The 21,650-nt window shown below is 58.3% G+C and carries 18 protein-coding genes, 1 other RNA gene and 1 pseudogene; 2 read left to right on the forward strand and 18 right to left on the reverse strand.

Features of this window, described 5'->3' with window-relative positions:
• Nucleotides 1–47: 47 nt before the first annotated feature.
• From ftsA to rnpB, 15 genes and pseudogenes are all read right to left on the reverse strand, one after another.
• Entirely contained in the window at nt 48–1,379 is a 1,332-nt protein-coding gene (gene ftsA / locus R2A130_RS05195) for a cell division protein FtsA (protein ID WP_009757727.1), read from the reverse strand.
• Complete coding sequence (locus tag R2A130_RS05200; RefSeq protein ID WP_009757728.1) at nt 1,376–2,329, reverse strand: cell division protein FtsQ/DivIB; 954 nt, start codon at nt 2,327–2,329, stop codon at nt 1,376–1,378. The genes ftsA and R2A130_RS05200 overlap by 4 nt, the downstream gene beginning before the upstream one ends.
• Nucleotides 2,317–3,237 (reverse strand): D-alanine--D-alanine ligase, encoded by a 921-nt coding sequence (locus tag R2A130_RS05205; RefSeq protein WP_040304666.1) that lies wholly within the window; start codon nt 3,235–3,237, stop codon nt 2,317–2,319. The genes R2A130_RS05200 and R2A130_RS05205 overlap by 13 nt, the downstream gene beginning before the upstream one ends.
• A 276-nt stretch (nt 3,238–3,513) precedes the next feature.
• Complete coding sequence (murB, locus tag R2A130_RS05210; RefSeq protein ID WP_009757730.1) at nt 3,514–4,461, reverse strand: UDP-N-acetylmuramate dehydrogenase; 948 nt, start codon at nt 4,459–4,461, stop codon at nt 3,514–3,516.
• On the reverse strand, nt 4,458–5,876 hold the full coding sequence (murC, locus tag R2A130_RS05215; protein WP_009757731.1) for a UDP-N-acetylmuramate--L-alanine ligase: 1,419 nt from the start codon (nt 5,874–5,876) through the stop codon (nt 4,458–4,460). The genes murB and murC overlap by 4 nt, the downstream gene beginning before the upstream one ends.
• Nucleotides 5,877–5,940: 64 nt before the next feature.
• The gene (gene murG / locus R2A130_RS05220) at nt 5,941–7,029 is read right to left on the reverse strand and encodes an undecaprenyldiphospho-muramoylpentapeptide beta-N-acetylglucosaminyltransferase (RefSeq protein WP_009757732.1); all 1,089 of its coding nucleotides are present in this window, start codon (nt 7,027–7,029) and stop codon (nt 5,941–5,943) included.
• Complete coding sequence (locus tag R2A130_RS05225; RefSeq protein ID WP_040304667.1) at nt 7,026–8,192, reverse strand: FtsW/RodA/SpoVE family cell cycle protein; 1,167 nt, start codon at nt 8,190–8,192, stop codon at nt 7,026–7,028. Before R2A130_RS05225 ends, murG begins: the two co-directional genes overlap by 4 nt.
• A 38-nt stretch (nt 8,193–8,230) precedes the next feature.
• Nucleotides 8,231–9,622: a UDP-N-acetylmuramoyl-L-alanine--D-glutamate ligase gene (gene murD / locus R2A130_RS05230; RefSeq protein WP_009757734.1), complete on the reverse strand. Its 1,392-nt coding sequence runs from the start codon at nt 9,620–9,622 to the stop codon at nt 8,231–8,233.
• Between the two features lie 22 nt (nt 9,623–9,644).
• Entirely contained in the window at nt 9,645–10,760 is a 1,116-nt protein-coding gene (gene mraY, locus R2A130_RS05235; RefSeq protein WP_009757735.1) for a phospho-N-acetylmuramoyl-pentapeptide-transferase, read from the reverse strand.
• A 60-nt stretch (nt 10,761–10,820) separates the two neighbouring features.
• Entirely contained in the window at nt 10,821–12,356 is a 1,536-nt protein-coding gene (locus R2A130_RS18935; protein WP_256364870.1) for a UDP-N-acetylmuramoylalanyl-D-glutamyl-2,6-diaminopimelate--D-alanyl-D-alanine ligase, read from the reverse strand.
• 66 nt (nt 12,357–12,422) lie between these two features.
• Nucleotides 12,423–13,868 (reverse strand): annotated as a pseudogene (locus R2A130_RS18940) (UDP-N-acetylmuramoyl-L-alanyl-D-glutamate--2,6-diaminopimelate ligase); the annotation flags it as partial.
• A gap of 46 nt (nt 13,869–13,914) precedes the next feature.
• Nucleotides 13,915–15,651, reverse strand: a complete 1,737-nt coding sequence (locus R2A130_RS05245; protein WP_009757737.1) for a penicillin-binding protein 2 — start codon at nt 15,649–15,651, stop codon at nt 13,915–13,917.
• Nucleotides 15,651–16,037 carry a putative protein TonB gene (locus R2A130_RS05250; RefSeq protein WP_009757738.1) on the reverse strand — a complete coding sequence of 129 codons (387 nt, stop codon included), beginning with the start codon at nt 16,035–16,037 and terminating at the stop codon, nt 15,651–15,653. Before R2A130_RS05250 ends, R2A130_RS05245 begins: the two co-directional genes overlap by 1 nt.
• Before the next feature lie 12 nt (nt 16,038–16,049).
• Nucleotides 16,050–17,066, reverse strand: a complete 1,017-nt coding sequence (gene rsmH, locus R2A130_RS05255; protein ID WP_040304669.1) for a 16S rRNA (cytosine(1402)-N(4))-methyltransferase RsmH — start codon at nt 17,064–17,066, stop codon at nt 16,050–16,052.
• Between the two features lie 296 nt (nt 17,067–17,362).
• Nucleotides 17,363–17,777, reverse strand: an RNA gene (gene rnpB, locus R2A130_RS17455) — RNase P RNA component class A.
• Nucleotides 17,778–17,919: 142 nt separating this feature from the next.
• Between rnpB and R2A130_RS05265 the strand changes: the two genes are divergently transcribed.
• A complete protein-coding gene (locus tag R2A130_RS05265) occupies nt 17,920–18,144 on the forward strand; it encodes a DUF6500 family protein (RefSeq protein WP_009757740.1) in 225 nt (74 codons plus the stop codon).
• Nucleotide 18,145: 1 nt separating this feature from the next.
• On the opposite strand, the gene R2A130_RS17440 is transcribed toward R2A130_RS05265, so the two are convergent.
• The 3 genes from R2A130_RS17440 to R2A130_RS05280 all read right to left on the reverse strand — a co-directional run bounded on the left by R2A130_RS17440 (nt 18,146) and on the right by R2A130_RS05280 (nt 20,641).
• On the reverse strand, nt 18,146–18,685 hold the full coding sequence (locus tag R2A130_RS17440) for a lytic transglycosylase domain-containing protein (RefSeq protein WP_198008636.1): 540 nt from the start codon (nt 18,683–18,685) through the stop codon (nt 18,146–18,148).
• A 424-nt stretch (nt 18,686–19,109) separates the two neighbouring features.
• Entirely contained in the window at nt 19,110–19,892 is a 783-nt protein-coding gene (locus R2A130_RS05275) for an N-acetylmuramoyl-L-alanine amidase (RefSeq protein ID WP_009757742.1), read from the reverse strand.
• Nucleotides 19,889–20,641, reverse strand: coding sequence for a DnaJ family molecular chaperone (locus R2A130_RS05280; RefSeq protein WP_009757743.1), 753 nt, complete (start codon nt 20,639–20,641; stop codon nt 19,889–19,891). The genes R2A130_RS05275 and R2A130_RS05280 overlap by 4 nt, the downstream gene beginning before the upstream one ends.
• An 85-nt stretch (nt 20,642–20,726) precedes the next feature.
• On the opposite strand from R2A130_RS05280, the gene R2A130_RS05285 reads away from it, so the two are divergent.
• Nucleotides 20,727–21,650, forward strand: a complete 924-nt coding sequence (locus R2A130_RS05285; RefSeq protein WP_009757744.1) for a DMT family transporter — start codon at nt 20,727–20,729, stop codon at nt 21,648–21,650.

Consider the following 21,650-nt stretch of genomic DNA (forward strand, 5'->3'; position numbering starts at 1 on the left):
TCAGGCCGGCCTCCGGGGGTGGATGAATGGGTTCTGTCGATTCGAAATCAGATGGCATCTTTGAACCACCTGCCCATGCGGGAAAACGCGCCTTCGCCCGCAACGCCAAGGCGTGGTGTGGAGCGGGAATGACGCGGATGATATTCGCGACCGGCGATCTGCGGATGGATCAACAAACCGGATGCGGAAGAGAATGCGGGGCCTTTGGCATTTTGCGGCAAACGCGAAATACCAAGCGGACGACCAAGGCGAATATCAGCGCCCAACACGCGGGCGGCAATATCTGCAGCGCCGGAAAGCTGGCTGGCACCACCTGTCAGCACGACACGGCGACCCACAGCTCCACCGAGGCCGGAACGGGCGATACGGTCACGAACCAGTTCCAGCGTTTCTTCGATACGCGGCCCGACGATCTGCGACAGTTGTGCAATGGAAATCTGCTGCGGCATCACGTGGGGGTCGTCATTCAGCGTCGGAATGGCGAGCATCTCGCCCTCATCCGTCGTGTTGGCGACGGCCTTGCCGTGCAGCACTTTCATGCGTTCGGCATCCGCCACGCGGGTGGAAAGCGTGCGGGCTATATCCATGGTCACATGTTGGCCGCCGACCGCGATGGCGTCGGCAAACACCATCTGGCCGTTGAGGAAAATCGAAACGGTCGTCGTACCCGACCCCATATCGATGCAGACGCACCCCATCTGCATTTCATCCGCCACGAGGCAGGCGAGACCGGACGCGTAAGGTGCTGCCACCATGGACTGAACAGACAGATGCGTGCGGTTGATGCAATTCTCTAAATTCTGAAGCGGGCCGTCATCGGCGCTGGTGACGGTCATGGCGACACCAAGCTCTTCACCGATCAGGCCGACCGGATCAGCGATACCAGCGGCACCATCCAGCGTATAATCCACCGGCATGGCATGCAGCGTGGTACGGCCTTCGTGACCGGAATTGTCATGCACCTCAGCCAGCACATCATTGACGTCGGTTTCATCCACCGCATTGCCATCAAGGCGGATGGAAGATGCGTAAGTGTCGCTCGACAAACGGCCGGCAGAAACCGAGACGATAAGTTGGTCGACGGTTAAACCAGCGGAACGTTCAGCCGCATCGACAGCCAGCCGTAACGAGCGCTCGGCTTCGTCCATATCCACGACCGTACCGGATTTGATACCGGCGGAACGCTGGTGACCAAAACCCAGAAGCTCGACCGAATGGGTGCGGCCCGGAAGCACGCCGCCAGCTTCCTGCGGGCGCAGTTTGGCAATCATGCAGCACATCTTGCTGGACCCGACATCGAGCACGGAAATGATTGTGCCCTGCGATGCGGACACAGCAGACGGATGGCGGTTGCGCGATGATGGACGGAACAGGCTCATAGTTTGCGGTCCGCTTTTTTCATCGCCTTGAGGCGGGCGGACACAAGTTCGGCGCGGGTCTTGGCGGCCGCCGGTTCCAGCGCAAAAGTGATGCGGTCCGATAGACGCAGATCAACGGTGGCAACTTCACGCTCGAGCAACCGGTCTTCACCGGCCAAAGTGGCGAGACGGTTCAGCGCTTTTTTCGCACCATATTCCGGCAGCTTCACGCTCATGCCGTTGGACAATTCAAGATCCCAACGACGCTCCGCGATAAACACGTAAGACGACACCTGACCTGCGATGATGGGATGATCGGCGACCAGCGGCAGAATTTTAGCGGCAGACAGCGAGGCGTTTTCACCCACAAGGTGCGGCAGGTGCGCGAAACGGTTCTGCAAAAGATCGGTGATGCCGAAGCGGGCGATTTTCGCGCCCTTCCCGTCCACCACGGTCAGCCGGTCGTTCAACTGCCACACAGCAGCAGGACGACGTTCGGCAACAGCAATCGCGAGCTTGCCAGGATAGAGTTTGCGAACTGCAGCGTTGCGGATCCAAGGAAGTTCCATCAATCGAGCGCGGGCTTCGTCGGCATCAAAGCCAATCAACGAACCTTTCGCGCCAAGGCCGAGAGCGGCGATGATGTCGGCCTCGGATGTTTCGATCTGGCCGGTGATCCGAATATCGGTCGCCTGCATGCCCACAAGACCGGCAACAGCATCTACCACCGGATTACTCGTCACACCCTGCCCTGCACCCAGCGTCCAGCCACCGAATATGAAAGCAACAGCCAGAGCGGAGCCGACACCGGCACGCGGCAGCGGCGTACGATCCAGCGCGTGTTTGGCTACCCGCATACGCGGACGCAAAGCGGCACGAACCGCAACGGGCTCGTCATCACCGACGACGATGCGGCGCAGTGAACGCGCAAACGTTGAAAAGGTACCGGCAAATGCGGTCAGCGTTGGCAAGAAGCGTCCTCCACCATCCAGCTCAGCAAATCACCGAATGTGTGACCCGCGTGTTGGGCCAATTCGGGAAGCAGAGAGGTGGGTGTCATGCCGGGCTGGGTGTTTACTTCCAGCCAGATCAGTTCACCCGTTCCATTAACGCGGTCGTCCAGCCGGAAGTCGGAACGCGATACCCCGCGACAGCCGATAGCCTCATGCGCCTTGAGCGACAGAGTTTGTATTTTTTGGTAAATATTTGGTAAAATTTCTGCCGGAAGGACGTGCGTGGAGCCACCTTCGGCGTATTTCGCATCGTAATCGTACCAGCCACCGTCAGCTGCCGTGATTTCGGTCACACCCAGCGCAACATCACCCATGACAGCGCATGTCAGTTCGCGCCCGTGAATGAATCGTTCCACCATAACTGTGTCACCGTATGGCCACTCGTCGGAATATAGTTCCTGTGGCGGCGTAGAGCGGTCTTCGCAGACGATCAACACGCCAAAGCTGGAACCTTCGTTGACGGGCTTCACCACGTAGGGTGGCTTCATTACGTGTTTTTCAGCCGCTTCCAGCCGGTGCATCACCTTGGCTTCTGCAACAGGAATACCTGCACGGCGGGCAACGGTTTTGGCCCGCTCCTTATCCATTGCAAGCGCGGACGCCATGACGCCGGAATGGGTGTAGGGAATGTCGAGATATTCGAGGATGCCTTGAATCGTACCGTCCTCGCCATGAGGACCGTGCAATCCGTTGAAGGCGACATCGGGCTTCAAGTCGGCCAGCGTGGCGGAGACGTTGCGATCAACATCGACGCGCGTGACGCGATAGCCTTCGGCCTCCAGCGCATCGGCGCAGGAATTGCCCGTCGACAGGCTGACAGGTCGTTCCGACGACCATCCGCCCATCAGGACAGCAACGTGCTTCATGTTTTCGATCCCAAAGGCTTCCCCGCGCAAAGGGGAATCACAGGGTCGTGGGTCGATCAAGCATCTGCACCGATCAACTCATGTTACAGCGTTGAATCAACTCACGAACCAGCCTGCCCAACGGACTCAAAAGACTCGTGAATTTGCAAATTATCGACAGGCGAAGAAAATTTTGCTCGACCGTTAACTATTTTCGAAACGCGGAAGAACGAGACGTGAACGACTCACGACCTCACCCGAAACATGAGTGCTAGTCGCAAATCACATCGCGCGTTATTAGGGCTGAAACGGCACCACTTCGCGACCACTTTCGAAGCGACCAAGCCGCTTGATTTCCCAGTTCAGCAGCACCCCACTATCGGCAAACACCCGCTCGCGAACCGTCTCTCCCAGCGTCTCCAGATCATGGCCGGTGGCTCCACCGGTGTTGATCATGAAGTTGCAATGCATCTCGCTCATCTGCGCGCCGCCAATGGAAAATCCGCGCAGACCTGCAGCATCAACGAGCTTCCATGAGGAATGACCATCAGGGTTCTTGAAGGTCGACCCACCGGTCTTCTCACGGATGGGTTGAACGGTCTCGCGATGGTGCTGCACCTCGTCCATCGCAGCACGAATGTCAGCCGCATCTGCCGGCTCACCTTCTAACAGAGCAGACGTGAAAATGATATCTTTCGCAGCGCCACTGTGGCGATAAGCGTAGCCCATATCGGCATGAGAAAGCGTATGGCGTTCGCCCTGCCGGTCGATGGCGGAAACCTCCACCACGCGGTTCGTCGTCTCCGTACCATTGGCCCCGGCGTTCATTCGAAGTGCGCCGCCGATAGCGCCGGGAATACCGTGGTAAAAGGCGAAACCGCCCAGCCCCGCATCCAACGCCGCAGCGGCAACGCGCTTGTCGGGTGCTGCAGCACCTGCGCGAAGTTGTGTATCGCCGACACACTCAATCCCACCAAAACCCTTGCCCGACAGGCGGATCACAACGCCGTCGATCCCGCCATCACGCACCAGCAGGTTAGAGCCAATGCCCACAACCATCACCGGCACATCGGCGGGCAGCATCTTCAGGAACGTTGAAAGATCATCTTCATCGGCAGGCTGAAACAGCAGGTCTGCCGGTCCACCCACCTGAAACCATGTGATCTTCGACATCGGTGCATCCGCCGTCAGCCGTCCGCGAATGGCGGACGTATCGATACGGTCCAAGATCGCTTGTCCGCTCATTTTGCAGCCAACTCATCGGGCAGCGCATGGGCCCAACCGGTAATGTCGCCAGCGCCAAGAAACAGCACGTAGTCGCCGGGCTTGGCCTTGGCGCGAATAAGATCGGCAATGGCTTCGCGCCCTTCGATGGCCTGCACGTCGCGGTGCCCGCTGGAGCGGATGGCTTCGGCCAATGACGCAGCGTTGCGGTTATCGATAGGCTGCTCGCCCGCCGCATAGACCGGCGCGACATAAACCGTATCGGCATCGTTGAAGCAGGCCGCAAATTCTTCGAACAAATCATCAAGGCGCGTGTAGCGATGGGGCTGTTTGATCGCGATCACCCGACCGCCCGTGCCATCGCCAGAGCGAACAGCCGAGCGTGCCGCTTTCAGCACGGCGGAGATTTCAACGGGGTGGTGCGCGTAGTCGTCGAACACTTCGACGCCGTTCCACGAACCAGTATGCGTGAAGCGGCGGCGCACGCCTTTGAAGGCTGCAAGCCCATCACGAATTTCCTGTGCGCCAACCCCAAGCTGCCAAGCCACCGCAATCGCGGCTGTGGCGTTGGACACATTGTGAATACCGGGCATCGGCAGTTCGAGATCGTTCAACTCGATAGCATCCGGCGAACGCCGGTCCTGAATGACGACGTCGAAGATATTCTTCGCGCCCTGCGCGCGCACGTTGCGAAAGCGCACATCGGCCTGCGGATTGTTGCCATAGGTCACCAGACGACGATCTTCGACCCGCGCAACAAGCGCCTGCACTTCAGGATGGTCGATGCACATAACGCCGAAACCGTAGAACGGCAGATTTTCGATAAAACGCCGGAAGGCTTTTTTCGCACGGTCGAACGTCTTGTAATGATCGAGATGCTCGGGGTCGATATTCGTCACCACCGCCACTGTGGCGGGCAATTTGAGGAAGGAGCCGTCGCTTTCGTCAGCCTCCGCCACCATCCAAGCGCCATCGCCCATGCGGGCGTTCGTGCCGATGGCGTTCAGAATGCCGCCGTTGATGATAGTTGGGTCCAACCCGCCCGCCTCCAGCAACGCGCCGACCATCGACGTAGTAGTGGTTTTGCCGTGGGTGCCGCCAACGGCGACCGCCTGTTTGAAGCGCATCAACTCCGCCAGCATTTCAGCACGGCGCACGATGGGCAGGCTGCGCGCCTTGGCTTCCATGCGTTCAGGATTGTCTTCCTTGATTGCCGTGGATGTTACCACCACGCGGCTTTCGCCAAGGTTTTCGGCACGGTGGCCGACATGAACCGCGATGCCTTTTTTCTGCAATCGCTGCACATTGGCACCGTCATTCTGGTCGGAACCCTGAACGGAGTAGCCCAGATTGTGAAGCACCTCGGCAATCGCAGACATGCCAATGCCACCGATGCCAATGAAATGAATAAGACCGATATCGTCCGCCATGCGCATGGGGGCGTTTCCCTTCGAGTTGGGAGTGTTTCAAGGACCGATGATGGCCTGTTCGGCAGAGGCTTTAGCCGCCTTTGGCGACCTTTTCCACCAGATCAGCCAAATCATGCGTGGCCCGTGGCTTGGCAGACGCACGTGCTGCCGCAGACTGCGCGGACAGCTTGTCCGGTTCCTGCATGGCAGCCGCGATTAGGCCAGTGAGTTTGGACCGATCCAGCGTCGATTGTGGCGCTATGGTGCCACCACCATTTGCCACTAGCTCCGCAGCGTTGGCCGCCTGATCGTGGTCGAGCGCAAAAGGGTACGGCACAAGAACAGACGGAACACCTATGGCCGCGACTTCCGACACCGTGGAAGCACCCGCGCGGCATATCATCAGATGTGCAGAAGAAAGCCGCTCGCCCATACGGTCGAAAAACGGCGCAACCACTGACGTGATACCAGCCTCATCCAACAACGCCTTAGCGCCGTCCACCTGCTCTTCGCGGGCCTGCAATGTCAGGCGTAAGCGACGACGGAAGGCTTCCGGCAATGCAGCAACGGAAGCCGGAATGGTATCACCAAAAAACTGCGCGCCTTGTGACCCACCGATGACCACGAGATGAAACGGTGCGTCGCCAGCAGACGGCGCGTAAGCCGCACCTTGGGCAAGTATATCGAGAATTTCGGCCCGTAACGGGTTGCCCGTGATCGTCGTGCCAGCGGGAAGCTTGTCGCTCGGAAAACCAGCAGCCACAGCGGCAGCACGGCCCGATAGCAATTTGTTGGCACGGCCCAGAACAGCGTTTTGCTCGTGCAACACCAGCGGCACACCGGAACGATTGGCAGCGAACATCGGCGGCAGGCTTGGGTAACCGCCGAAGCCGATCGCAGCCTTGGGCGCGATAGCTTGCACCACCCGACCAGCGGCACGCAGCCCTTGCCACAGCGTCCATGCGGATTTTGCCATCGCGACCGGGTTCTTCGAACCGAACGTTGCCGATGGCACAACGTGTACCGCCTCACCGGGAAAAGCGCTCGTGTAGCGGGTGCCGCGTTTATCCGTTGCCAAATGCACGGTCCAGCCGCGCGACTTCAGTTCCTGTGCGAGCGCCTGCGCAGGGAACAGATGCCCACCTGTGCCACCAGCGGCCAAGAGTATGGAGTTGCTCACGCTGGTGCTCCTGCAAGCTGCACGGGGCGACGGACCGTTCGTGCCTCGGACCGGCGATAGCTCTCCGCACGCTTCCGCGTCAGCGCCAAAACGAGGCCCATGCCGAACGCCACCGCAATGAGTGAAGAGCCACCGTAAGAGATGAAAGGCAACGTCATGCCCTTGGCAGGAATGAGCTGAAGATTGACCGCAAGATTGATGCAGGCCTGAACGCCAAATTGCAGCACCAGACCGCACACGGCCAGTTGCACGAAACGGTCACGCTCCGACAAACCGTGCCACAAGCCGCGCAGCACGACGAAGGCGAACAGGCCGACCAGAACCATGGCGAGCAGGATGCCGAACTCTTCGGCAGCGACGGAAAAAATGAAATCGGTATGACTGTCAGGAAGGCCGTATTTCACGGAACCCTCGCCCGGCCCCTGCCCCAACCAGCCGCCGTTGGTGATGGCTTGAAGGCCGCGATCCACCTGAAATGTGTCGCCGGTGCCCGTGACGAAGCGGTCGATACGGTCACGCACATGGGGGATCAGCGTGTAAGCCGCACCGGAACCCACGACGGCCAACCCACCAAGAAATCCGACGAGACGCCAGGACATTCCGGCCATGAAGAACATCGCGCCCCAAACCACGGTGACGAGAACCGTTTGTCCAAAATCGGGCTGAATAATCAGAAGCCCCGCGCAGAGCAGATAAAGCCCCATCGCCATCGCTGTACAGGGAATATCAGGCCGCTTCGAGCTTTCAGAAAACAAAAACGCGCTGACGATAACGAAGGTTGGCTTCAGAAACTCCGACGGCTGCAACTTGATTGGACCAAGCTCGAACCAGCGCGTTGCGCCCTTCGCCGAATAGCCCATGAAGGGCAAGGCCAGCATGACCAGCAAAGCACCTGCAAAGCCGAGAAATGCCAGACGGCGCACGTTACGAATGTCGAGAAACGATGTGCCGATGAGCACACAAAACGCGAGCACCACGAAGACCGCATGGCGTTTCACAAAATGAAAATTATCGTCGATGGGCAGTCGGTGTGTGGCCGCAGGGCTGGATGAAAGTGACAGCAAGAAGCCGAATGCCAACAGCAACAGGGCTGCCAACAGCAGCAACCGGTCGACACTCCACCACCAGTCGGCAACGGGGGATTTGCGGGCACGAGACATCATGGCGGCGGCAACCTTTTTCAACGGCGTGAAACGCGCCGTCAGCCGCCGATGGGAACGTATCCCTCCAGCGCTGCCACCGCATCCTTGAACGCTTCGCCCCGTTTCTCGAAATTCGGAAACTGGTCGAAACTGGCCGCTGCCGGCGACAGAAGCACAACCGCCTCTGCCCCCTTTCCAGCCGCAAGCGAAGCATCGCGTGCGGCGTGGTTAACGGCCTGTTTCAAACTGCCAGCAATTTCATAAGGAATGGTATCCGGAAGCTGACTTGCAAACGATCCTGCCGCTTCTCCGATAAAATAAGCCTTGGCTATGCGGTCGAACTGCGGAGCAAGCGATCCGATGCCACCGTCTTTTGCCAAGCCACCAGCGATCCAGTGGACCTTCGGAAAGCTGGACAAGGCGGGCGCGACCGCCTCGGCATTGGTGGCCTTGGAGTCATTGACGAACAGCACATCGCCCACATGCCCCGCCTGCTCCATACGGTGCGCGAGGCCGGGAAAGCTGTTGAAGCCCGATTGAATTTCCTCGCTGGACAAGCCCACGGCCCGGCAGGCGGCGAAAGCCGCAGCAGCGTTCTGACCGTTATGCTGACCGCGCAGGGACCCGACGCCCGACAGATCGATGACCATGTCGCCATCAACAATCAGCTTGCCATCGGCAAAGAAGACATCTGCAGCACCATCTTTGGAAATCGTTACAAGCGGCGTACGAGAAGCGCTAATTCTGCCTGAAATTGCGCGGCAATGTTCATCGTCCAACCCCACAACGGCGAGATCCGACGCAGCCACCAGCCGCTCTTTGATCCCGGCATAATTTTCCAACGTTCCGTGCCGCTCCAGATGGTCCGGTGTCAGGTTGAGCAGCAGGCCGACATGCGGCGCAATCGATGGCGCAAGGTCGATCTGATAGGATGAAATTTCCACCACATAGACCTGATTGGCGGGCGTTTCCGACAGCGGGTCGAGGTCCAGCACAGCACGGCCAATATTGCCGCCCATCTGCACATCCCGTCCGGCCTGCTTCAACACATGTGCGATGAGCGCAGTGGTGGTGGATTTGCCGTTGGTACCGGTAATCGCGATCACCGGGGCGGGGCGTCCGGCCTTCGCCATCTGGCGGAAGAACAATTCGACATCACCCACAATCGGCACTTCGCTGCGGCGCGCAAATTCCACGGTCCAATGCGGCTGCGGATGGGTTAGCGGCACGCCGGGGGCGAGAACGAGCGCATCGACACAGTCCCAGTCTATGGTCCGCAAATCAGCACACGTAATGCCCTGCGCTTCCGCACGCTCGACGCTTGCGGGATTGTCATCGAACGCAATGACCTGTGTTCCGCCAGCCATCAACGCAGCAGCGGTAACAAGACCAGAACCACCAAGACCGAACAGCGCGACCGTTTGCTCGTGTGTGACATCGATAGTAATCATTAGCGCAGCTGCTTCTTTTCGATCAGCGTAGCTTCAGGGTAGCCAAACCCATCAGCGCGAAGACGATGGAGATGATCCAGAAGCGAATGACGACCTGGCTTTCAGTCCAGCCCAACTGCTCGAAATGATGGTGGATCGGCGCCATTTTGAACACGCGCTTACCCGTGAGCTTAAACGACGCGACCTGAATAATGACCGACATCGCTTCCATCACAAACAAACCGCCGATGATGGCAAGGACGATCTCGTGTTTGGTGGCGACAGCAATGGTGCCCAACATTCCACCAAGCGCCAGCGAGCCCGTATCGCCCATGAAGATGGCGGCAGGTGGCGCATTGAACCATAAAAAGCCAAGACCGGCACCAATAACAGCGCCACAAATAATGGCCAGCTCACCCGTGCCGCGCACATGGTGGATTTGAAGATAATCAGCGAAAATGGCGTTACCCGCGAGATAGGCGATCACGCCGAAAGACGCAGCAGCGATCATCACCGGAACGATAGCGAGACCGTCGAGACCGTCCGTCAAATTGACCGCATTACCAGCGGACACGATGACGAAGGCACCGAAGATAACAAAGAACCAGCCGAGTTGCAGCACCAGCGTTTTGAAGAACGGGAAGGTCAGCGCCGACGACAGGTCCAGATCATTCCCAACCGCTTGAACGTTCGCGACCTTATCGGCAAACAGCATGATCGCAGTGCAGGCCAACGCTGCGATGATGAACTCCAGCAGCAACCGCATCTTGCCGGAAAAGCCCTTGTCGGTGGCTTTGGTCACTTTCAGATAATCGTCGTAAAAACCGATCGCGCCAAAGCCCAACGTGACCAGCAACACGGTCCAAACCAGCACGGACGACAGATCGGCCCAGAGCATCGACGCGCCGACGATGCCGATCAAAATGATGAAGCCGCCCATGGTGGGCGTGCCGGCTTTTTTGAAATGCGTTGCAGGGCCATCAGAGCGAATGGGTTGTCCCTTTTTCTGCACTCCGCGCAGGGCACGAATAATCATTGGGCCAAACAGGAACGTAATCATCATCGACGTGATGAGCGCACCACCGGTGCGAAATGTGATGTAACGAAACACGTTGAACAGCGGCAGGCTGTCGCCAAACCCGGACAGATAGTGAAGCATCGATAGTCCTCGATTGCGCCCGGCATTCGGTTTTCACCGCGCAAGGCTTGTGGTCGCGTGTCACACGTCCGGTTTGTCGCCGTAACGCTCTAGCAAATGGTTGATTACTTTCGCAAACGCCATTCCAAGCGAAGCCTTGACCATCACCACATCACCGGAGCGAATTTCATCGGCCAAGATGGCCCCGATCTCGTCTGCTGTATCGCACCAGGTGACGTGAACGCCCTTGGTGTTCATCAGCGTGTCGCGCAGCGCGCGCATGTCCGACCCTGCCAAAAAGACACGCGAAATTCGGTTGTCGCTTATGGGGTCTGCGATGTCAGCATGAAGTTGCGCCGATGTTGCGCCCAGTTCCAGCATATCGCCCAGCACCGCGATGCGGCGACCGCCCGGTGCTGGTTCGCGGCTGCCCAACAGATCGAGTGACGCTGCCATCGAGGTCGGGTTGGCGTTGTAGCTTTCGTCGATCAACACGGCCGCGCCCTGCCCGACCGATAGCTTGTGCTGTTGCCCACGTCCCTTCACAGCTTCCATCTCGGCCAGTGCCAGCGAGACCTTTGCAAGGTCGGCGTCGAACAGTTTGGCCACGGCCAGAACCACCAACGCATTTTGCGCGATGTGCCGTCCGGGCGCTCCGACCTTCAGCATGACGGGTTCGCCCATCACGTTGGCGGAAAGCGTGGAGGCGTGATCCATCAGGTTTAGTTTTTCCAACCGCACATCAGCGTCCGGCGCTTCGCCGAAGAGGACTGTGTTGGCGACTTCTGCTTCTGTTGCGCGATCGAGCATGATGGGCAGTCGTTCGTCATCTGCGTTCAAGACGGCAGTGCCACCCGGTATCAAACCATCGAAAATTTCAGACTTGGCGTGAGCAATCTCGTCCACGCTATCAAATGCACCCAAATGCACGGCGGCGACGTTGTTGATGATCGCAACATGCGGGCGCGTCATCTGAACCAGCGGCGTGATCTCGCCAGGGTGGTTCATGCCGATTTCGATCACCGCAAAGTCGCTATCGGCTGGCATCCGAGCCAACGTCAGCGGCACGCCCCAGTGGTTGTTGAACGAGGCGACGGCGGCATGAACATGGCCGCAAGCAGCAAGACCGGTTCGCAACATTTCCTTGGTGGTCGTTTTGCCGACGCTACCGGTGATCGCAACCACTTGCGCCGACGTGCGGGCCCGGGCGGCAAGACCGAGGCGCACCAGCGCGTGAAGAACATCATCAACGACCAGCAGTCTCCCGCAGTCACCTTCCAACCGGCCAACCCAATCCTTTGCCACGACACTGACTGTAGCGCCTGCGGCGTGGGCTGCTGCAACAAACTTGTGTCCGTCGTGAACATCACCCCGGATGGCGAAATAGGCGTCACCCGGTTGCAAGCTGCGCGTGTCGATGGACAAGCCCGTGATCGCAATTTCTGTGTCGCCGTCCGGCAACCAACCTTTGGTCGCCTCACCCATAGCGTCGAGGGTCCAAAGCGGCGGCGTGTGCGATTCCGTCTCTTGCTGATAAGACGCAACAGGATCGCCTTCAGCTTCGATCTCAGGCTCTACTGCAACAAGCTCTGCTTCCGGCTCGATATCTTCGACCACGGACAAAGTTTCATGGGCGGTTTCCTCGACCTCATCTGCACCAACCTCTCCAGCATCATCCAAAGCCAGCGCTTCGCGCAAAACGGCATGGTCGGAGAACGGCAGCACCGTGTCGCCGACGATCTGCCCTTCTTCGTGGCCTTTCCCCGCAACAATGAGCGTGTCGCCACTTCCCAGCCCCTCGACGGCATTGATGATCGCTTCGTACCGGTCGCCAATTTCAGTCGCGTCAGGCGCGGCCTCCATAATAGCGGCGCGAATGCTTCCGGGGTTTTCAGAACGGGGATTATCATCGGTGACGATCACACGGTCCGCCATACGGGCCGCGATTTCACCCATGATGGCGCGCTTGCCGGGGTCACGGTCGCCGCCGCAGCCGAAGACGAGAACGAGCTGGCCCGTCGTGTAGGGGCGCAATGCGGCAAGCACATTTTCCAGCGCTTCAGGCTTGTGCGCGTAGTCGACGTAACAAGCGGCACCCTCGGTGGTCTTGCCGATCAGTTCCAACCGGCCCGATGCACCTTCGAGCGTGGTCAGAGCGATAAATGCAGCCTTCGCCTCCATGCCCGAAGCAATCGCCATACCGGCAGCGACCAGCGCATTTGCCAGTTGGAATTCACCCGCGAGCGGAAGTTCCACGCGATAGGTTTCACCGTCGCAAACCACTTCCGCCACCTGCGACGTGCGGTGCTGCTCGATGCGCTTCACCGCTATGAACTCGCCCTCACGACCGACCGTCTTCACATCCAATCCATGGAATTCTGCGTGGTCGATCACCCGCCCGCTGAACTCATCATCAGCGTAAATGACAGCCGGTTGACCGGGCTTCAGCAGGTCGCCGAAGAGGCGCAGTTTCGCGGTGAGATACTCTTCGATATCAGCGTGATAATCGAGATGGTCGCGGCCAAGATTGGTAAAACCGGCCACAGCGAGGCGCACACCATCGAGCCGCATCTGGTCGAGACCGTGGGAAGACGCTTCCATGGCGCAATGGGTCACGCCCTCGCCTGCCAGCTCGTCCAGCAATTCGTGCAGTTTCACGGGGTCTGGCGTCGTGAGCGATCCGTAGTCGGAACGGCCCGGCGCAAACACACCGGTCGTACCAATCATCGCTGGTACGGCGTCGTCCTTGTGGCCCCAAATCTGACGCAGGAAGGACGCAACGGATGTCTTGCCAGCCGTGCCGGTGACAGCCGCAATAATTTCGGGTTGGCGCGGATGAAACCGCGACGCGATATTGGCCAGCGCTTTGCGGATGTTGCCGTTTCGCAAAACAGGCACCGATATTTTTCCGATGTCCGCATCGCGATCTGCAAGCACAGCAACCGCGCCGTTTTCCACTGCCATCGGCACGAATTTCGCGCCATCCTGGGCAGATCCGGAGACAGCGATGAAAAGCCCACCGGGCTTCACCTTGCGCGAATCCACCGTAACGTTGGTGATGTCTAAGGCGCCCACATCATCGCGGGACGCTTCCGGCAAGCCGCCGCCTAGCAAGTCATTCAAACGCATGAAAAATCCTTCCGCCGTGCTGCTGCGGGAATCGCGTGTCGCTTCTCTACCTCGTGTAGGACGAAAGCGTGGCGGTGTCGCGCACCCGAAAGTCTGGTTCCACACCCAGCAGCGGGGCAGAGCGGCGCACGATCTCACCCACAACGGGCGCGGCGTTCATGCCAGCTGTCGCGTATTTCTTGCCTTTCTCAGGCTTCGGCTCGTCCACGATAACCAGCACAATGTAGCGCGGATCATTAACGGGGAAGGTTGCCAGAAAAGCGTTGAAGCGCTTGTCATTGGAATAACGCCCGTTCACGACCTTCTCCGCTGTGCCGGTCTTGCCGCCCACCAGAAAGCCCGGAACGTCGGACCTTTTGCCCGAACCTTTCAGCACGTTGAGGCGCATCAGATAGCGCATGGCATCCGTCGTTTGCGGCTTCAGCACCTGCTTGCCCGCCATCGCGGCAGCGTCCGCACTGCGCGGAAACAGCGTCGGCGGAATCAGGCGACCACCATTGACCAGTGACGCGGCAGCAACCGCAGTTTGCAGCGGCGTGGTGGACACGCCATGGCCGTAGGAAATCGTGATCGAGTTCACTTTTTTCCATTTCTTCGGCTGGGTCGGCTTGGCAACTTCCGGCAACTCGAAGCCCTGCATTTTATCCAGCAGGCCGATGCGTGTCAGAAATTCCTTGTGGCCGGGAATGCCAACGACATCAGCCATTTTCGCAGTGCCGATGTTCGATGAATAGATGAACACTTCCGGCACCGAGAGCACACGGCGCTTACCGTGAAAATCATTGATCGTGAAGCGACCGATACGCAACGGCTTGGTGGCGTCGAAACGCGAACGAAGGTTCACCTTGCCGCTGTCCAGCGCCATCGCTGTGGTGAAGGTCTTGAATGTCGAGCCCATCTCGAACAGGCCTGCACTCATGCGGTTGAGACGGTCTTTTTTCAGCGCATCGACCGGGTTGTTGGGGTCGTAATCCGGCAGTGAAGACATGGCGATCACTTCGCCTGTGTTGGCGTCGAGTACGACACCGGCGGCGGCGATAGCGCGGTATTTTTCCATCGCTGTCACCAGCGCCTGTCGGACAAAATGCTGAACCCGCATGTCGACGGAAAGCTGAACTGGCTTCAGCTCTTTTTTCACACCAAAGCCTGCGGCATGAAAATCGCGCAACCAGCTGTCATCGAGATGCTTCTCGATACCGGCAATGCCCTGATTATCGATATTGGTGTGACCCAGAATATGCGACGCTGTCGCGCCCCCGGGGTAGTAGCGTTTCGTTTCAGGCCTAAAGCCGATACCCGGCAGGCCAAGCGCCAGAATATCAGCCTGCTGGCGAGGGGTGAGTTCGCGTTTCACCCAGATGAAACCGGCATCGCCCTTCAAGCGCTTCACCAGCTTTTCTTCTGGAAGGTCCGGCAGAACGGTGGCGAGCATGTCGTAGGTTTCCTGCGCCCGCTCGATCAATTTCGGTTCGGCAAACAGCGACTGGGTTTCGATATCCAGCGCCATCACTTGCCCGTTGCGGTCCAGGATACGTGGGCGTGTTGCTTCGATTGCCATATCAGCACCAATGCGCGCGCGAGGGCCGGTCACATCGTCAGCAGCAAGATAAACCAGCCTGCCCTGAATGATCGAAAACACGGCCACGACACCGCACATGACAACGATCAAGCGATCGCGAGTTTGCGTGGCGAGGTCCTCACGACGTCTGGGGGCAGCGCGAACGGGCAGCCAGCGGGCAGCCGTGACACGGATCGATTTCAGTGTTTTCAACACAACGGTCATTAGCGTTGCGCCTCCCGTTCCAGCAATTCGCCAATACCGCCTGTCAGCACCGACCCATCTTTATCGGCGTAAATTTCCGCATCAGGCTCGGTTCGCTCGATGCGAAGCGCGGGCAGTTCCGTACGGTCGATGATCTGTTGCGAATCCAGTTCCTGCAGCTTCAACTGTTTGGCGTAGCGGTCTGCCAGAATTTGCAGATGGGCCGGGCTGGTCTCCAACGCCCAATCAGCCTGAAGCAATGCGATCTTCCGATTCTGGGCCACGATCTGAGCGTTCAGCGAGCGCATGCCTTTTGCCGCAGCCTCTGCCTCGTATTTGATTTGGAACGTGTAAACCGCACCGCAAATAGCAGTCGCAAGCAGAACAGCGTCAGTGATGCGGATCATCTCAAAAATGCCTTAGCTTGTAGAAATGGAAGCAGGATCGGGCAAACGCGGCAGCCCGAATATAGAAAGATCATCGCCATTTGAATTAACCCGTGGCGGTTCTTCAGTGCGAACAGCCCACCGCAACTTCGCAGAACGGGCGCGCGGGTTTATTTCAGCTTCCGCAGCAGAAGCCGAAATTGCGCCACGCTTGATCTGGTTGAATGTCGGCGTGGTGATATCGACCACCGGCATGTGCCGCGAACCGCTCGCCTGCTCTGCACGGTCTTTCAGAAAAATCTTCACCAGCCGGTCTTCCAGCGAATGGAACGTCACCACCACCAACCGTCCGCCGGGAACGAGAACGCGCTCCGCTGCCAGCAGCGCCTGCGCCAGCTGGTCCAACTCGCCGTTGACGAAAATACGCAGCGCCTGAAACGTGCGGGTGGCGGGATGGATCTTATCCTTCGCCTTACGGCTCAAAACTTTTTCGACCAGCGACGCCAATTGAAGCGTGGTCTCGAAGGGGCGCTTGGCGCGGTCTTCAACGATCTGCGCGGAAACGCGGGATGCCTGTCGCTCTTCGCCCAAAATACCGATGACGCGGGTCAGGTCATTGCGGGGCAGCAGGTTCACAACATCGGCAGCCGACGGCCCGCTTTGCTCCATTCGCATGTCCAGCGGACCATCGCGCAGGAAGGAAAAGCCACGTTCAGCCTGATCGATCTGCATGGAGGACACGCCAATATCGGCAACCACGCCATCAACGGTCTCGTGACCGGCAGAGCGACAAATTTTGTCGAGTTGAGAAAAACGGCCGTGGTGTAGAGTTAGGCTGCCATCGAATTCTGCTAGCATGGGTTGCGCTGCCGCCACGGCATCAGGGTCACGGTCGATACCAATCACCGTTGCACCGCCACCCAGCATGGCGCGGCTGTAGCCGCCAGCACCGAAGGTTGCGTCAACGATGGTGGAGCCATCAAGCGGACGAAGCGCGCGAAGCACTTCCTCCAGCATGACAGGAATGTGGGGTTGGTCGGGCGTGCTCATGTTTGGTGCACCGGGAAGACGAAGACGTTTCGTATCGCGGCCTGCGCGAAGCTGCGCCCTACCCGCACGGCTAAGCGCGTAACTGCGGCCCAAAACAGAAGTGGAGGGCAAACGAAGGCGCGTCGTAACGTCTGCCCCACCTGCCCCTCGATCATCACTGCCTGCCACAAGAGATTTCCACCATTCCCGTCTGCGCGCACGCGCACCTTCACGAACCAATGCTCGCGGTTAAGAGAAGATGAAGCCTGAAGGTTAAGGGAGCGTTGAAATACGCCATGATATGTGGCGTAAAAGAAGGCACCAGCTGGCCTGTAAGCCGGGTTCTGTAACCGCCATGCGCAAGCGCAAAACGGCTGACGACCATTCATCTGGGATGACGCTTGCGCGCCACCTCGGTGCAACCTACCCGGACACGCAAAAGCCTGAAAACCGGCCCGATCCAGTTGCCCGAACCTCACGTGTCCCTATTCGGTTTTGCTCCCGGTGGGGTTTGCCGTGCCAAGCGTGTTGCCACGCCTGCGGTGGGCTCTTACCCCACCCTTTCACCCTTGCCGGCACTCCCGAAGAAGCTGGCCGGTGGTCTGCTTTCTGTTGCACTTTCCCTGGGGTCACCCCCGCCGGACGTTATCCGGCACCGTGTTTCCATGGAGCCCGGACTTTCCTCCCCGCACCCCTTTCGGTTCTGTGCAGGGCGGCCGTCCAGCCAGCTGGTGGCCGCGTTGTGCGGGGTGGATGACGGCGGGTCAAACGAAAACAGCAATGCCGGAGCGGCTACACCAGCGGCAACGTCATTACGTGCGCTCAATCGAGGTGGTAACAACTCCTCGATCTTCCAACCAAACAGGCCAGCCACATGCGAGATTCGCTGCAAACGAAAATTATCGAGGTGTGCGACAAGAAGATCGAAAAGAAGGGGGAAACCGTTGGATTATCGTTCTACGCGTTTTTCAAGAACCGTAACGATGACCCTGAACTTCTGATGGAAGCGGCAACCTGGTGGATTTCAACGCACCGGTTAGATCATTTTGAAAAAGCGCTGAAGATCAAAAAACTAGTGCAGTCAGAGCCCGCTACCTAATTCAGCCTTTTGCGAGAATGCCCTTAACCCGCGCACAATATTTGCGGCTGATCTTGTTCATTTTCTTCGCACCGTGACCGGCGTTATATTTCAGGATCGTACCGCAGGTTGAGCCACCACCGAGGCGGTGCGCCTTGCCGAGATATTTCATGCCATATTTGATGTTGGTCTCAGGATTGTAGAGAGCACCCATCTTACCTTTGTAGCCAATGTAGCGGGCGGTCGTTGGCATGATCTGCATCAAGCCGATTTCACCGGCGGCACCACGGGCCTTGGCTTTGAAGTTGCTTTCGACCTGAACAACAGCCTTGGCCAAACGATAAGGAATGCCGTTCGCCTTGGCGTGACGGCGAATAATGCTGGAATATTTCGAGTAGCGGGAATTCATCGCCTTTTGCGGTGTCTGGCGCTTAGATTTTGTTTCCGCTGCAGGCTTGATCGCGGCGCTGGCAGCGTTCTTTTCCCATTTCACACCCGGCAGAAGCGATGTCTGCACGTTCTTGGCCTCGTCGCGTTTCGCACGACGCTCTTCTGGCGTCATCGCGGAACTGGTTGCTTCGTTGCTGAATGCGGAAGGTGTTTCACCGGAGGCTTCTTTTTTATCGGTCTCGGCCTGCTTCTTCTCTGCTGCACGCTGCTGCGGTGTGCGTGCTGAACTTGTCGCTTCATTACGGAGCGCTGTCGGTACGGAGGCTGTGGAAGCTTCCGGTCCGGAATAGGAACTAACTCCAACCTGAGACGTTTGGCATCCAGCGAGTAGTGCGCACAGGAACGCTGCACAGGCGGCGGAGTAAGCAGATTTCATCTCGAATTCCCAAAGACTCGAAGGTGAGACGCCGACAGTGGCGAAGACATTCAGACGCATAACAACCATAAGGAGTCTGCGAGCTTGAGTGTCTGACGATGAAAGGGCGGACAGAATAAGGCAGCCTTGCCACAAACTTATCGCGCTCCGTAACATTTTGTTACATTGAGTCAGAGCCGTTTTTCAACAGCTTTGCGTCCAAAAGCGCCTTTAAGGTCGCAATTGTCGCAATATCAGCCACTCCATCGACCCGTTTGGGCCTAAAATGGCGCTGAAACGCCTCAACGACGTCTCGCGTCTTGCGGTCGAAGTTACCGCCACATTCCAGTCCATAACCATAAAGTTCAAGCATGCCTTGAAGGGCCTGAACCGGGTCTCCGGCGTCGCCTTCTTGAAGGAACAAACCTGACGCAGCCTCCACCGGCTCCACCCAGAGTCCAACACCTTGCTGCGACAGCCACGACCAATCAAATGCTTCGCCGGGGTCGACCTTACGGCCGGGCGCTATATCAGAATGACCCAATACCCGATGGGCTGCGATGCCATGGCGCTTGATAATATCGCGCGACAGATCCGCGACCGCCTGCATTTGCTCTGGCGGAAATTCCGGCAGGCCTGCCGGGTGACCGCCATTGACGATCTCGATACCGATGGAGCGGGAGTTCACGTCCTCGCGCCCTTCCCAACTGCCAGCGCCAGCATGGTGCGCCCGCAAGCGCTCCGGCACCATTTGCAACGTGCGGCCATCTTCAAAGATGAGATAGTGGCACGACACGCCGCTCTCTTCACAACACAACCATTTCAGCGCGCCGTCGCCGCTGTCCATGCCGGTATAATGCAGGAGCAAAATATCAGGCCCATCGACACCGCGCCGCTCGCCGAAATTCACGGCTTCTTCGATCCAGTCAACGTTCGGGCTGTCGGCTTTGAATGAGTGGCTCACGAAGCTTCGGTCGCTTGGGTCGATTTGGCATCGGGGGTTTCAGGTCGATGCAATTTCTCAATCGTCTCCCACGCCACATTCATCGCGGCCATTCGCTCATTCGCGATGGCCACGAATTCCGGCGGAACGCCACGAGCGATGAGCTTATCAGGGTGATTGTCCCGCAACCGCTGACGGTAAGCGGTCTTCAACTCGTCGTAAGATAGGTCTGGCTCGACACCCAAAACGCGATACGGGTTATCCGCAGCATTGAGCATATGTCGCGCTTTCAACCCTTCGAAGGCAGCAGCATCAAAACCGAAAATAACGGAAATATCTTCTAGAAACAGCAACTCATTCTCGTGGATAAACGTGTCTGCCTTGGCGATGTGAAACAGTGCATCCAGCACGTCGGTCAAAATATCGGCATCGGTCGGGTCGTCACCGGGAAACAGCGAACGCACCTGGTTGGCATAGGAATGAAAACCAGCCACATCCTGTTTCGCCAGATTGTAGAGGCGCGAAACGTTATCCAGCTCGTGGTCCGGCACGGCGAAAATCTCGCGGAAAGCGGATACCTCGTCCTGCGTAACCACGCCATCCGCCTTCGCCATTTTTGCCGAAAGCGCAATAATGGCTACGGAAAAGGAAACCTTTCTGCGGGTTTCCGGGTCGCCGACAAACGCAGTTCGCACCTGTTCGACCACCTGCGTAAAAGCGGCAGGAACGGTGGTGCCCAGAAAGTCACCGATATCGGTCCAGATCGACATTTGCGAATCTTATCACGCAAGGGCTTTCGCCGCGAGACTGTTTTATGCCACGGCTGCAACTTCGCTGTGATGAGAGCCACCTGACATGTCCACCGCGCCAAGCAGTGCTCCCCAATCCGGGCCACCAGCTCTCGCCATCGTGCTGGGTCTGACAGGCGTCATTATTTTTGCAGGCACGCTTCCAGCGACCCGCATCGGCGTGGAAGTGTTCGACCCCGGCTTTTTGACGTTCGCGCGCGCCGCCGCTGCTGGCATACTCGCCACTGCTACCTTGCTTGTGATGAAGCGCAAATTTCCGTTCCACCATTGGACCGCGCTCACATTTGCAGGCGTTACTTTGGTCTTCGGTTTTCCCGGCTTCATGGCGCTGGCCATGGTCACCGTGCCATCTGCACACGGCGGTGTAGTTCTGGGAATTCTGCCGCTCACGACAGCAATCTTCGCAGCCTTGTGGGCAGGCGAACGACCATCCGCCCTGTTCTGGATTTGCGGAATCGCAGGCGCTGTGCTGGTCATCATCTACACATTGCGAGCCGGTGGCGGGAAAACCGGCACCGAAGTCGGTGATCTGTGGTTGTTGCTCGCTGCGGTTACCGCATCTGCTGGCTACGTTGTATCGGGCAAACTATCAGCTCATCTGCCCGGCTGGGAAGTGATCTGCTGGGCGTTGGTTCTAATGCTGCCGGCCTCTCTATTTGCAACATGGTGGCTCGCGGACCCTGCATCATTCGTCGCCGCCGAAACGAGCCACTGGCTATCCTTTGGCTACGTCAGCCTGTTCTCGATGTTTCTCGGTTTCTTTGCCTGGAACACCGGCCTCCGCATGGGCGGCCTGTCGCGCATCGGCCAACTGCAATTGCTGCAAACATTCTTCACTCTAGCTATTGCTGCGGCTTTACTGGGCGAAGCGGTAACGTTTGAAACAGTGCTGTTTGCGGTCGCGGTGTTGGCAATGGTGCTGCTTGGTCGTCGCGCCCGTATTGGACAAAAAAGCGTGGGTCAAAAATAA

The organism is Ahrensia sp. R2A130 (assembly GCF_000179775.1).
GTDB lineage: Bacteria > Pseudomonadota > Alphaproteobacteria > Rhizobiales > Rhizobiaceae > Pseudahrensia.

Excerpts from the sequence above, each read along its gene's own strand:
- ftsA (WP_009757727.1), bottom strand. The coding sequence starts at position 1,379 with ATGAGCCTGTTCCGTCCATCATCGCGCAACCGCCATCCGTCTGCTGTG.
- R2A130_RS05205 (WP_040304666.1), bottom strand. The coding sequence starts at position 3,237 with ATGAAGCACGTTGCTGTCCTGATGGGCGGATGGTCGTCGGAACGACCT.
- murB (WP_009757730.1), bottom strand. The coding sequence starts at position 4,461 with ATGAGCGGACAAGCGATCTTGGACCGTATCGATACGTCCGCCATTCGC.
- murC (WP_009757731.1), bottom strand. The coding sequence starts at position 5,876 with ATGCGCATGGCGGACGATATCGGTCTTATTCATTTCATTGGCATCGGT.
- R2A130_RS05225 (WP_040304667.1), bottom strand. The coding sequence starts at position 8,192 with ATGATGTCTCGTGCCCGCAAATCCCCCGTTGCCGACTGGTGGTGGAGT.
- murD (WP_009757734.1), bottom strand. The coding sequence starts at position 9,622 with ATGATTACTATCGATGTCACACACGAGCAAACGGTCGCGCTGTTCGGT.
- mraY (WP_009757735.1), bottom strand. The coding sequence starts at position 10,760 with ATGCTTCACTATCTGTCCGGGTTTGGCGACAGCCTGCCGCTGTTCAAC.
- R2A130_RS05245 (WP_009757737.1), bottom strand. The coding sequence starts at position 15,651 with ATGACCGTTGTGTTGAAAACACTGAAATCGATCCGTGTCACGGCTGCC.
- R2A130_RS05250 (WP_009757738.1), bottom strand. The coding sequence starts at position 16,037 with ATGATCCGCATCACTGACGCTGTTCTGCTTGCGACTGCTATTTGCGGT.
- rsmH (WP_040304669.1), bottom strand. The coding sequence starts at position 17,066 with ATGAGCACGCCCGACCAACCCCACATTCCTGTCATGCTGGAGGAAGTG.
- R2A130_RS05265 (WP_009757740.1), top strand. The coding sequence starts at position 17,920 with ATGCGAGATTCGCTGCAAACGAAAATTATCGAGGTGTGCGACAAGAAG.
- R2A130_RS17440 (WP_198008636.1), bottom strand. The coding sequence starts at position 18,685 with ATGACGCCAGAAGAGCGTCGTGCGAAACGCGACGAGGCCAAGAACGTG.
- R2A130_RS05280 (WP_009757743.1), bottom strand. The coding sequence starts at position 20,641 with ATGTCGATCTGGACCGATATCGGTGACTTTCTGGGCACCACCGTTCCT.
- R2A130_RS05285 (WP_009757744.1), top strand. The coding sequence starts at position 20,727 with ATGTCCACCGCGCCAAGCAGTGCTCCCCAATCCGGGCCACCAGCTCTC.